This is a genomic window from Actinomycetota bacterium, from assembly GCA_030650795.1.
Classification (GTDB): domain Bacteria; phylum Actinomycetota; class Actinomycetes; order S36-B12; family S36-B12; genus UBA11398.
Genome location: JAUSDJ010000017.1, coordinates 409,205 through 421,780, shown reverse-complemented (window position 1 = coordinate 421,780; position 12,576 = coordinate 409,205). Strand labels below are relative to the sequence as shown.

At 59.0% G+C, this 12,576-nt stretch carries 11 protein-coding genes and 2 tRNA genes; 9 read left to right on the top strand and 4 right to left on the bottom strand.

Going from position 1 to position 12,576, the window contains the following annotated elements; translation table 11 throughout:
- Positions 1–49: 49 nt before the first annotated feature.
- Positions 50–123, bottom strand: a tRNA-Gly gene (locus Q7L55_05865).
- A 54-nt stretch (positions 124–177) separates the two neighbouring features.
- Between Q7L55_05865 and Q7L55_05860 the strand changes: the two genes are divergently transcribed.
- The 9 genes from Q7L55_05860 (at position 178) to Q7L55_05820 (ending at position 9,830) form a co-directional block, all read left to right on the top strand.
- A tRNA-Pro gene (locus Q7L55_05860) sits at positions 178–253 on the top strand.
- A gap of 56 nt (positions 254–309) precedes the next feature.
- A complete protein-coding gene (gene tig, locus Q7L55_05855) occupies positions 310–1,686 on the top strand; it encodes a trigger factor (protein MDO8732083.1) in 1,377 nt (458 codons plus the stop codon).
- A 212-nt stretch (positions 1,687–1,898) separates the two neighbouring features.
- Entirely contained in the window at positions 1,899–2,510 is a 612-nt protein-coding gene (locus Q7L55_05850) for an ATP-dependent Clp protease proteolytic subunit (GenBank protein MDO8732082.1), read from the top strand.
- A gap of 5 nt (positions 2,511–2,515) precedes the next feature.
- Positions 2,516–3,118 (top strand): ATP-dependent Clp protease proteolytic subunit, encoded by a 603-nt coding sequence (locus Q7L55_05845; protein MDO8732081.1) that lies wholly within the window; start codon positions 2,516–2,518, stop codon positions 3,116–3,118.
- A gap of 168 nt (positions 3,119–3,286) precedes the next feature.
- Positions 3,287–4,564, top strand: coding sequence for an ATP-dependent Clp protease ATP-binding subunit ClpX (clpX, locus tag Q7L55_05840; GenBank protein ID MDO8732080.1), 1,278 nt, complete (start codon positions 3,287–3,289; stop codon positions 4,562–4,564).
- A 130-nt stretch (positions 4,565–4,694) separates the two neighbouring features.
- Positions 4,695–6,056, top strand: coding sequence for a type II secretion system protein (locus Q7L55_05835; protein MDO8732079.1), 1,362 nt, complete (start codon positions 4,695–4,697; stop codon positions 6,054–6,056).
- Entirely contained in the window at positions 6,053–6,718 is a 666-nt protein-coding gene (locus Q7L55_05830) for a prepilin-type N-terminal cleavage/methylation domain-containing protein (protein MDO8732078.1), read from the top strand. The genes Q7L55_05835 and Q7L55_05830 overlap by 4 nt, the downstream gene beginning before the upstream one ends.
- A gap of 52 nt (positions 6,719–6,770) precedes the next feature.
- Entirely contained in the window at positions 6,771–8,993 is a 2,223-nt protein-coding gene (locus Q7L55_05825) for a hypothetical protein (protein ID MDO8732077.1), read from the top strand.
- 48 nt (positions 8,994–9,041) lie between these two features.
- Positions 9,042–9,830 (top strand): hypothetical protein, encoded by a 789-nt coding sequence (locus Q7L55_05820; protein MDO8732076.1) that lies wholly within the window; start codon positions 9,042–9,044, stop codon positions 9,828–9,830.
- A 17-nt stretch (positions 9,831–9,847) separates the two neighbouring features.
- Here Q7L55_05820 and Q7L55_05815 read toward each other — a convergent pair whose 3' ends face one another.
- From Q7L55_05815 to pilM, 3 genes are all read right to left on the bottom strand, one after another.
- Positions 9,848–10,513: a hypothetical protein gene (locus tag Q7L55_05815; protein MDO8732075.1), complete on the bottom strand. Its 666-nt coding sequence runs from the start codon at positions 10,511–10,513 to the stop codon at positions 9,848–9,850.
- A 17-nt stretch (positions 10,514–10,530) separates the two neighbouring features.
- Positions 10,531–11,256 (bottom strand): hypothetical protein, encoded by a 726-nt coding sequence (locus Q7L55_05810; GenBank protein ID MDO8732074.1) that lies wholly within the window; start codon positions 11,254–11,256, stop codon positions 10,531–10,533.
- 113 nt (positions 11,257–11,369) lie between these two features.
- Positions 11,370–12,512, bottom strand: coding sequence for a type IV pilus assembly protein PilM (gene pilM / locus Q7L55_05805; protein ID MDO8732073.1), 1,143 nt, complete (start codon positions 12,510–12,512; stop codon positions 11,370–11,372).
- Positions 12,513–12,576: the final 64 nt, after the last annotated feature.

The window sequence follows — 12,576 nt, the reverse complement described above, 5'->3', positions numbered from 1 at the left end:
GCGAGCCAGCCAGACGCAGGAAGGCCTGATCTTGCCCGATATTCATAGGTGGAGCGGGTGACCGGGATCGAACCGGCATGGCCAGCTTGGAAGGCTGGGGCTCTACCATTGAGCTACACCCGCGGGCAGTGCGAACGGGAGTCTAGCGGTACGTCTACACTGCTCACTCGGCCAACGCGGGGCGTAGCGTAGTGGCTAGCGCGCCTGCTTTGGGAGCAGGAAATCGCAGGTTCGAGTCCTGTCGCCCCGACCATCAAACCGAGTTCCTTGCTCGGATTTGGTAGCCCCACCAATCAGGAGTGAACTGTTGTGAAGAGCGACGTCGAGACCCTCTCGCCCACCCGAGTCAAGTTGACCATTGAGGTCCCCTTCGACGAGCTCAAGCCCTCGTTTGACGAGGCCTACGCCACCATCGGCAAGCAGGTCAGCGTGCCTGGCTTCCGCAAGGGAAAGGTTCCGGCGCGAGTCATCGAGCAGCGCTTTGGCCGCGGCGCGGTCCTTGATGAGGCGGTGAACAACCACGTGCCCAAGGCATATACCGAGGCTCTGCGCAGCAACAACATCACGCCAGTTGGGCGCCCAGATGTTGAAGTGACTGAAGTCAAGGATGGCGAGCACATCGCATTCACCGCAGAGGTCGATGTTCGCCCCGAGTTTGAACTGCCTGCCCTTGACACTGTCAAGGTTGAGGTCGGCAATGCCACTCCAACCGATGAAGATGTTGATGCGCAACTGACTTCGCTGCGCACCCGCTTTGCCACCCTCAAGGATGTTGAGCGCGGCGCCGAAGACGGTGACGTGCTGTTGGTGGACATCGCCGGCATGACCCCGGAGGGCGACTCCGTCGAAGACCTCGTGGGCAATGCGCTCTCGTATGAACTTGGCAGCGACGGCATGCTTCCGGGATTCGATGACGCAGTTCGGGGCCTTGCAAAGGATGGTGAAGTGACGTTCACCTTCGTCCCGCAGAACGGCGACTGGACCAACGTCGATCTCGATGTTCACGTCAAGGTGCAGGCAGTGCGCGAACGAGAGTTGCCTGAGCTCGACGATGACTTCGCTCAGTTGGCCTCGGAGTTCGACAATGTCGCTGAATTGCGTGCGGATTATTCAGAGCGTCTGGTGCGCATGAAGAAGATCGAGCAGGTTGGCGAGGCTCGTGAGAAGACGCATGAGGCGCTGCTTGAACTCATAGACATTCCGCTGCCGGAAGGCGTCATTACCGCTGAAGTCGAAGATCACTTCCATGACGGACACGAGGGTGATGAGAACCACCGTGCCGAGGTCGAAGAGCAGGCACGCAAGTCATTGAAGAGTCAGTTCATCCTCGACAAGATCGCTGAGTCTGAGGAGATCTCCGTCGGCGAGTCGGAGTTGTCATCGTGGTTGGTGCAGAACGCACCTCGCTACGGCATGGCGCCAGAGCAGTTTGCCCAGGCTTTGGTCGAAGCCGATCAGGTGCCGATGGCAATTCAAGACATTCGCCGCGGCAAGGCTCTCGCTGCTGCTATGAAGCAGGTGTCGATTGTGGATGCCGATGGCAATGCCGTTGACCTTGAGGCGCTTGAAGCTGAACTCAATGAGATCCCCGGCCTTGAGGACTTCTCGATCGGTGACGCCACTGAGGAAGACCATGAAGGTCATGATCACGAAGGCCATGATCACGAAGGACATGACCACGCATAATCAGCTCAAATTCTGACCATCGATTTGCGGGTGTTGCCTTTTGGCGACGCCTGCAAATTCATTTAAGTCCGGGATGCGGGAAGCCGCTTTTGGCTCGCGGCGAACATGCGCCATCTTGGGAAGTTCTCGGAGTCCTTGCAGGTTAGGGTCAGTGCAGTTCTCTTCAGGAGGTTCGCGTGACGCAAATATTCTTAGCTGGTTCGGGTCCGGTCATGGCCGCCGGAGCCCCGTCGGGTTTCGGTGACATGCTTGACGAGCGACTCCTGCGCGAGCGCATCGTTTGGCTCGAGGGCGAGGTGCGCGATGAGAACTCCAACCGCATCGCCAAGCAGCTTCAGGTGCTCGCGGCTGAAGACCCGGATGCTGACATCACCCTCTACATCAACTCTCCGGGTGGTTCGGTCACTGCAGGCATGGTCATCTACGACACCATGCAATTGATCCCAAATGACGTGACCACCATCGCGATGGGCCTGGCGGCTTCGATGGGGCAATTCCTGCTCTGCGCAGGTACCACTGGCAAGCGCTACGCAACCCCGAACACCCGCATCCTCATGCACCAGCCGCTGGGTGGCATCGGTGGTACGGCAAGTGACATCAAGATTCAAGCTGAGCAGATGCTCTTTATCAAGAAGCGTCTGGCCAAGCTGATTTCCGAGCACAGTGGTCAGCCACTTGAGCAGATCGAGTCTGACTCCGATCGCGACCGTTGGTTTGATGCAGAAGAGGCGAAGGCCTACGGACTCATCGATCACGTCTACGCCGGACCAGTTGATGCACCAGATGCGGCACCCAAGAAGAGCTCCAAGGGAGAAGAGAAGTGAACAGCTTGAGTCCTCAGAGTCGCTACATTCTGCCGGAGTTCCGCGAGCGTCACGCCAATGGCGAGCGCACGCACAACCCCTACACCAAGCTGTTCGAAGAGCGCATCATCTTCCTGGGCGTGCAGATTGACGACGCTTCGGCTGATGACGTGATGGCGCAGTTGCTCTGCCTTGAGTCGATGGATCCTGATCGTGATATTCAGATCTATATCAACTCACCCGGTGGCTCATACACCGCGATGACCGCGATCTACGACACCATGCAGTTCGTCAAGCCGCAGATCCAGACGGTCTGCCTTGGTCAGGCCGCTTCTGCTGCCGCTGTGGTGCTGGCAGCTGGAACCCCTGGCAAGCGCTTCGCTCTCCCGCATGCTCGCGTTCTGATCCACCAGCCCTACACCGAAGGTGGCGGTCAGGGTTCCGATATCGAGATCCAAGCCAACGAGATACTGCGGATGCGCCTTGAGATGGAAGGGATGCTCGCCAAGCATTCCGGCCGCACCCCTGAGCAGGTTGCCAAGGACATCGAGCGCGACAAGATTCTGACCGCGTCAGACGCCAAGGAGTACGGGATCATCGATCAGGTCATCGCTTCGCGCAAGGCCTAGTCGCTGGCAGGCCACTTCTCTAAGCAAACGCATGGTGTTGACGGCGGATTCGGCGTGCCGTGAGGCTGCAATTGTGGCGCCGGGAAGGTACGGTCATTCCTAGTCGGGCTTCACACCCGGCCAAATTGCAGTAGGAGAGCCCCTTGGGGCATTGAAAGGGGCACTTGCGTGGCGCGCATCGGCGAGAGCGGTGATCTGCTGAAGTGTTCTTTCTGTGGAAAGAGCCAGAAGCAGGTCAAGAAGCTCATTGCTGGCCCCGGCGTCTACATCTGCGATGAGTGCATCGATCTGTGCAACGAGATCATCGAAGAAGAGTTCAGCGAGAGTCTTGAACTTGGTCTGGGCGAACTGCCCAAGCCTCGTGAGATTTTTGAATTCCTCGATCAGTATGTGATCGGCCAGGAGACTGCAAAGAAGGCCTTGGCAGTTGCCGTGTACAACCACTACAAGCGAGTGCAGGCTGGCGGCGAAGGTGCCAAGGACGATGCCATCGAACTGGCGAAGTCGAATATCTTGCTGCTGGGTCCCACGGGTTCTGGCAAGACCTTGCTCGCGCAGACCCTTGCGCGCATGCTCAATGTTCCCTTTGCCATTGCTGATGCCACCGCATTGACTGAAGCCGGCTACGTTGGTGAGGATGTTGAGAACATCCTGTTGAAACTCATCCAGGCCGCTGACTTTGATGTGAAGAAGGCCGAGACCGGCATCATCTACATCGACGAGATCGACAAGGTCGCTCGCAAGAGCGAGAACCCATCGATCACTCGAGACGTTTCAGGTGAGGGCGTGCAGCAGGCTCTGTTGAAGATCCTTGAAGGCACCACAGCATCAGTGCCACCGCAGGGTGGTCGTAAGCATCCTCATCAGGAGTTCATTCAGATCGACACCACAAACGTGTTGTTCATTGTTGGTGGAGCCTTTGCCGGGCTGGATCACATCATCGAGCAGCGCACTGGCAAGAAGGCCATGGGATTCACCTTTGATCTCGTTGATGGTGAGCGCCCCGAGGTCGATACGAATCCCCTTGACATCTTCAGCCAGGTCATGCCCGAAGATCTCTTGAAGTTCGGCATGATTCCTGAGTTCATCGGCCGTCTGCCTGTGTTCACGGCTGTAAGCAAACTTGATCGCGATGCGCTCGTCGCAGTGCTCACTGAGCCTCGCAATGCGCTCATCAAGCAGTATCAACGCCTGTTCGATCTGGACAATGTCGAGCTCGAGTTCACCGATGGAGCTCTGCAGGAAATTGCCGATCAGGCATTGCTGCGTGGCACCGGTGCTCGCGGATTGAGATCAATTCTTGAAGAAGTTCTGCTTAACGTGATGTACGACGTGCCAAGCCGCGATGACGTCGGCAAGGTGGTCATCACTGACGAGGTCGTGCGTGACAACGTGCATCCCACGCTCATTCCTCGTGAAGAGGAACGTCGCGACAAGTCTGCCTAATCTGCCTCTGTTGGCTGGAATTATTTCGGTGAACAGAATTCATATCTTCTCCCGACACCGTTGCTGCAATATCTGTCCGAAACTCCCTATAAGTCGTTCGAACGTGGGATTGATCGAATAGAGGGTGGCGGTGATCAATCTGCAGACAAACCGGGCCAAATCCGCGTCTGCGGAGGATGGTTTCACGCTCATTGAGGTGATGGCCGCGATGGTCATCTTCTTGATTGTTGCTGGGGCATCCCTGACGATGGTGGTTGGAGCATTGAAGACAATTCGCGGCAACGCGGATCGAGTTGCTTCAGCCTCGATCGCCCGTAGTCAGGCTGAGAGTCTTCGAGCCGATGGCGCCTATGCGATCCCTCTTGGTCTGCATGTGAGCACGGTCGCAACGACTCAAGGGCAATACACCGTGAGTACCACGGCCAACTGGGTTGGCATTGGCCAGACGACCAACCCCTGCCATGTGGGCAGTGGGGTGGTGCCTGGGCAGAGTTACGTCCGGGTGCATGTCGAGGTGATGAGCGACAAGCTCGACAGTCCCCAGACAAGCGACACCCTGGTCTATCCGCTGGATCCGATCCCAGCCGTGAATGACACGGGAACCGTGACGGCCGAAGTCGTTGATTCGCGGGGCACACCGGTCGCTGGCGTCACAGTTGTCGGAACCGATCTCACTGGACAGGCGAGCCCGTTCAGCTTTGCTACTGGCGCTGACGGCTGTGTCTTCATTCCCAATGTCGGCACGAGCACCCAGTGGCGGGTGCAGATCACGAAGACTGGCTACATCACTGAGGCCACGGGCACGAATGTGGTGGTCAAGCAGGTGCAATCCCTTGCCAATACGCCCTATTCATTCGCCTATGACCTGCCAGCTGCAATTGAGTTCAACACCGATACTGATGCGTTTGTCGTTCCGCCCAATGTGCCGTTTACGCTGACGCCGGACCCCCTTGGACTCACCCCTGTGCAGGTGCCGAGTTATCCGATAACGGTCGCTGGGCTGTGGCCAAGACCAGCTGGCTACACCGCGTGGCTGGGTAGGTGCTCAGATGCGGCGACCACAGCTGCCAGTGTGATCAACACTGAAGCCGGCCAGACTTCGGTCGCGACTCTGGCCAGTGCCAAGATCGAGATTGTCGCGGCCCAGGGGACCACGGCCATCGCTACGCACAGCGACGCCCTGGGCGGTACTGGTGGATGCACCGAAAGCTACGCCCTCGGCACCGTTGGCAGCAGCATGGTGCTGCGCAACCGGCTGCCTTTTGGCACGTGGTCAATTGCTGTCAGCGGGAGCACGACCAAGGTTGCCGTCAAGGTTCTCCCCGAGACCGGAACCTGCAGCGCCCAATGGCCGATCCCTGGTTCCGTCACGGCAAGTCAGGCAACGCAAACCCCCGCTCCAAGTCCCACCCCTAGCCCGAGCCCTACTCCAAGTAGCTCGCCGCTGCTGATCTATCCCACGGTGAGTGCGAATTGTCCGGTGCCCGCATGAGGAATAGGTTGCGCGGCACAGTTACCGCTGACGACGCAGGATTCACCTTGATTGAGTTGATCGTCGCCATGGGGATCTTCAGTTTGCTCATGGCAATCGTCACGACTCTGTTCATTCGAGGCATCCAGACGATCCAGGTGGCTGAGCAGAGTTCAGCAACTCAGATTCAGCAGCAGAATGCAATGGAGTGGATGTCGCGCTTGCTGCGATACGCCGACAATCCCGTCGAGGGGCCAACACCGCCAGAGGCGATCACTGAGGCGACCACGACAGCGATGACATTCACGACCTACTCCGGCACGGGGCCAGTAGACCGAATCCCGTACAAGGTCCGTCTGCTGAATACCTTGAGCGGCATCACCAGCCAGGTGTGGACACCGGACTTTGCATCGGGAGCCGCCGTGCTCACCAACGGAGTCCCGACCTATGCAAGTTCGGCCAATACGCGAGTGCTGGTTCAAGTTGAGGGCAATCAATTACCGTCATTGCACTTCCAGTATTGGACGACAGTGAATGGAGTCTCGACCATTGTCGCCCCAGCAGCGGACGGGACTCTGACTGCATTGCAGCGCGATTCACTGTCCAAAGTCGAGCTCCTCATCACCGATTCTTCGTCCGCCCAGACGCTCGACCAGACGGTCTACCTTGTCAATGAGCGGTGATCAAGTGAAACGATGCGACGCTCGCACAGGCGATTCTCAAAGCGGAGCCGCGATGATCCTGGTGATCATCTGGTCAACGGTGCTCCTTGCAATGTCGGCAGTTGTTGCCCAAACGGTGGTGAACCAAATTCGCCCATCGGAGCGAAGCGAAATCTCGTATCAGGCTTGGGCTGCCGCAGAGGCAGGCATTGACGACTACCGTGCTCGGCTGGCAGCCAATAGCAACTACTACACAACGGTCGATTCGACCAATCTGGCTTTCACTTCCTGGGTCAATGTGCCCGGCGGCACCAGTCCTGCCCAGTTCATCTACAGCGTCGACACCAGTCAGGCCTCGCGCTCGGGGCGCATCCGGGTGACCGCTTCAGGGCGGGCGGGCACCGGCTCCGAAATCATCGTGCGCACGGTCGAGGCGGAGATCAATAAGCGCACCTCGGCGGACTACTCCTATCTCAGCAACTATGAGACCTGGCCCGTGGACTATCCCGACGCCTACGACGGCAAGTCAGGATCGCTGACCGCCGCGGAAGCCGCCGTGATGTGTGTCAACAGGATCTGGGCCAGTTCTGGGCCGGTGCTGGTCACGACGACAGGATCGACGGTCTCAGTGACGCAGACTGGCCTGCATCGAAATTCGCTCAAATGCAAGCACGATGCCATCACTCGTACTGAGTCCTGGTACGGAGATATGCACACCAACGACGTCTGGTACTTCGACTCGGATATCGCCAATATCGACCCGGCGACCGACCCCGGGGTGTCTGGGCAAGTCTTCCATGGCCTGCTGACCAGCTCGTGCCCATTGCCGACGACCACGACCGCCGGGTGTCCGGCGAACCATCGTTGGATCGACGAGACCTATCTGGGCTCGAACTCCAATCAGAGTTACCTGGCTGCAGAGATCATCGACACGACCCAGCCGAAGCTGTGGAATCCCACGTATGAGAGCTCGCTTGAGATGCCGACCACCGTACAAGTGTCGACGATGAAGAGCCTGGCTCAGTCCGCAGGATGTTTGTTCACCGGCACCACGCGCATCCGCTTTTACACCACCAATGGTGCGGGGAAAATTGCAGTGACCAGCCCCGATACGAAATCGACCAACGCGTTCTGTCAGGTCGGGACCGCGCTAGAGGGGACGACGCATGCCGCCATTCCGACGACAGCTCAGCATCATCCGACGGCAATCTTGGACTACGCGACCATGGTGGCTGCTGGCTTCAACGGTGTCATCTACGTACAGGATGTGCCAACCACGTCCACTGATCCCAATTACTGGAGCGTCACTCCGCCGACGTGCGAGATCAAGATCGGCACGAATCCGTATCCGTTTGTGATCCCTGATCCCACGCTGACCTACAACGACAATGCACTATTCAGCGGATCGGGCACGAATCACGGATTTCCTATTGAGACCACAAACGCGAGCGGGCAACAAATCGATACCTGGAGTACGCCGACCTCGAGCATGTGCCGCCGGGGCACGGTCTACGCGCAGGGGACCTATACTGGGCAGTACACAATGGTGGCCGACGGTGATATCGCGATCACGGGCCGACTGCTCGATGCGACGGTGACGAACACGACCTATACCTCACCGACAGCCGCTGACTATGGCGTACCTGCTGCGACGTCAACAAACCTCATGGGGCTGGTCCCTCGGGCCTATTTGTACATCTTCCATCCGTCCGTCACCTCGGGCAACAACCAGTGGATCTCTGCCAATATGCAGAACCTCATCGTCGATGCAGCAGTGCTTTCTCGTGAAGGCTGCTTCGCCATTCAGGACTACACGTCATCTCCGACCATGGGCAACCTGACTATCGTCGGATCCATTGGCCAGGACTTCAGATGCAAGCTGACCAACACTTCGAGCAATGCTGGCTACCAGGATCTGAATGTCCACTATGACCCCCGTTTCAAGACGCTCAGCCCCCCGCCGTTCATGCAGGTGCTCTCCAGCGAGCCCTGGCATGTGTTGTCGATGTCTGAAACGTCGATCCGTCGTGACGCCGAGGCTCGTACCGGTGTTGCAGCAGTCACGGGAACGCAGGCGCAAAATACGGAGGTGCTCTATGACGTACTGGCCGGTGCGCCCTCAGGCAGCGTGCTGAACTTCGCGCGGATCACCGGGGGCTACGGCACGATAACGGTGGTCAACGGCCGTGTGCAGTTCACCAGTCCGAATGGCATCGCGACGACAACGGCCGAATTTGTGATCACCAAGCCCGATGGCGCACACATTGCACAGACCTTGACGATCTCGACGACTTGATGCTCCCGCTATACGTCCGGAGAGCCAGCAAGCCGGGAAGCCATGCAGATGAGTGATGGGCCGACGGCGGATGCAATTCGCGTCCAATGTCTGCGGCATGCACGCGTTTATGACCTCGCCTCGCGACGCCAGGCGGCGGCGGGCGATGCACCCCGTGCAGTCATCTTTGCCTGGGGAGCCGATGTTTCCATGCTTCAAGCCAGCCTGTTCGAACGCATAGTGATCGGGCAGCGCGCGCCTGCACGCAGATACTTTGCCGCGTCTGAGATCGCAATTAACGCCTTGGCCGCTGCGCACGTTGGGTACGAGGCCGATCGATCCAGTGCGGAAGTGCTGCTCAACGCACGCGAGAAGATGGTGGGTGCTCTTTCAGGCGAGGTAGCGCAGGTCTTGGTGAGTCGGGTTACAGGTCTCAGCTACCTGTCAGATGTGCCGCATCCATCCGAAGAGGCGATGCTGCAATGCACAACCGAACTGCTGCGAGGCCTGAGTGCTCCGGACTTCGTCCTGCGCCGGCGGGAGGAGGCCAATGAATGCATGCTTTCCGCACTGCGCGCACAGGCTGCAGGCGAAAGTCATTTGGCAATAGAACTCGCCTATGAGAGCGACTTTCAATCCCTTGAGGCGTATCTGGTCGAATCGGCTGTGGCAACAAGAGATGCCAGGTTATGGACGGTGGTCTTGCGCTGGGAACTGGTGAATACGGCCATGGCTGACGTTCCCCGCCTACCCGATGCATTCCCGGCCGCGGTCGAAACTGTTCGAAGAGTGTTGGCCGATGGTCTGGGCCAGCCTGATGGAACGCGATTCGCAGGAGTACTTCCCGCCATCGATTGATGGCTTCGATTGCACGGTCAGCGCTTCTGGCCGACAGCTTCCTGTTGCGCTTTGTCGATGATCGTCTGCGCCTTGGCCACCAGATCAGGGAGCTTGGACTGCAGAACGAACATTGTGCCGGTCACGGTCAGGGTTCCAGATGTTGCATGAGTTCCGTCAGTGATCGTGCTGTGAGCGTTGATGAGCAGACCCCGATCGAGGTGCTGGACCTTGTCCAGGAACCTCAATCGCTGCGCCTGGCTCCCGTTCACCGTGATCTCAATCGTCATCGTGGCCAGGTTGACTCCCAGACTGCTGGCCGCGTTTGCGGATATCTGGTTACTTGAGTTGTCGACCTTGTCCAGGCTTTCGGGAATTGAGGTGTTGATCAACAGGACGTTCTGAGTCGAGATGCCCGATGCGATTGCTGCAGCAGCGATTTGCCGCAGAACGGCCGGCAACTTCGCAGACTCAGGCATCCTGGAGAAGAGTTGCTGCGCCTCATGAGCCAGCTGGGGTGCCTTCGCTGCCAGATCCAGAATCTCGCCATGACGTCGGGCGAGCGTGATGTTCGCCTGCTCGACCTGAGCCGACTGCTCCTTGAGTTGGGCAGCTGTCGAGATTCGGGGCGAAAGCACGAGCGACCACAGCGCGGCGGCGAAGAGGATCAGCGCGACGATCACTCCAGTCACGGCAAGTTTCACCCTCCCAATACGCATCGCTATGCGCCCGCCTTCGTTGCCGCGAGGCCTGTGCCGGGGGTCGCTGTCGCCGCGGCCTGCAGAGCCTTGCGTTGTGCGGAGCTGAGAGGCGTTGATAGCCCACCGAGGGAGATACCGACCGTGCCTGAGAACGCCACGGATTGACGGCTGCCGACTCCTGGGGCGGCCAGAGTTGAGTTGCCGACATAGGGGCCGATGAACAAGGAATCGCGACCCAAGGCGGTCAGCAGTCGGGAGACCTGCTCGCGGGTGCCGGCGGAGGCGCTGAACACTATGCATCCGATTGCAACTGGGGATGAGAATGGATCCGGGTTAGGGCAGGGGTTTGCTACTGGCCTCCCGTTTGGGATACCGGAATAGGTCACGGAGATCGTGTCGAATGTGATGGCAGGCGAGCCGGTGCTTGCTGCGGCTGCCAGGAGGCGACGGCTGATCGCAGCGGCTTTGGGTTGAGAAGCGAGAGTGGTGACGACCAGTTTCTTCTGGCTAGTGATCTGGTTGAGCATCTGCGCAATGGGCGACAGTGCCTGGACCTGGGCTTGTTCATGTGCGTTTGCCGCCTGTGCGTCTGCAAGTGCCGCGCTGGAGGAATTGATCGCCGGCGCCTGAACCAACCAGATCAGCGTTGCGATCGCCATCAGCACGATTGCAGCGAGCATGCCCGCGCGGAAGACCTTGCTCAGGAAGATGGATTCGCGAATTTCGACTGGAAGCAGATTCACCATAGGAAGAGTGGGAGTGAACTTCGTTCGCGCATCGCTGTCTTTGGGCTCCCGTCGACGAATCCGGCTGAGGACATCGCCGAAGCTAATCTGCCGCCAGTCTGTCCTCGGCCTACTCATGTCTTAACCGCCATGGCCAGACCTATGGCCAGCGCGGCCTGAGCATCCTGTGCATACTCTCGAAGCTTCGGATTGACGCTGAGGCCCATGGTTGCGTCGGCACTTTGCACTGGATAGGGCAATTGAGTCGCAATGCGCTCGCGCAATCCATCGAGATTCGCCGCACGCCCTACAAGGAGAACTGATTCGACGGGAGCAACACCTATGCCCGATGCGTAGTAGTCGATGGAATTGGCGATCTCACCGACGATGGTGGCGGCCCAGGTATTGAGTTCGCTGAGGGCTACCAAAGAGCGCTGGTCGATCTCGGCGGCTTGCGAATCCACGATCGTGCTGAACACGCTCGATTCTGCGATGGAGACCACGGTTGGGGCTGCCCCGTTCAACCCTGTTGAGCGCTTGAGCGCCTCGGCCTCGTCACTGTCGATATCGAGCGCACTCGCGATCGATCGGGTGGCAAGATTGCTCCCAAGTTGGCTGAGGGTGCGGATGAACCGAGGCTGGCCTTCCGAGTGAATGACCACGGTCATCTGGTCGGCTCCGATATCGACTACCGCGTGCACGCTTGCGTCGTTGGGCAAATGCCCTTGGCAGACCGAACGAATGAGAGCAAAGGGCGCGTGGTCGGCAACGACGGGCTCAAGGCCCGCCTTGCGGATTGCGGACGCGATCGCGGCCGTGTGCTCACGATTCGTTGCCACCACAAGAACTCTGTTGTCGGTGGTCGCCTGACCTTTGGTGTCCGTCCGCTCGATCTCGGCGAGCAGGTGGTAGTCGAGCGCGACGGAATCGAAGTCGAATGGCAGTGAGCCTTGCACCTGGTATCGAAGTGCGGCTTTGAAATCGTCTGGGGGCATCCATGCCAGATCCAGCTGACGCGTGAGCACGTTGGGATCAGTAACAGCGAAGGCCAGGCGCCGAGTCCGGAAGCGTCCCTGCCGCCAGAGTGCACGGATGGCCTTGGCCAACGCGGGCTGGTCGATGACCGCACCGTCGGACATGACTCCCGGTGGCAATTCCGCGCAGGCCATTCGGACGATTTCGAGATCAGCAGTCGAGCGCGATCGGCGAAGTTCCACGGCGCGGATGCCGGTCGTGCCGATATCGAGCCCTATGAGGCAGAACTCGCCCTTGGCCATGCTCATCCTCCTCGTCGTCCCTCTTCGGGGGTATCGGCGCAACCATGGGCGGAGGGCCTGCTTG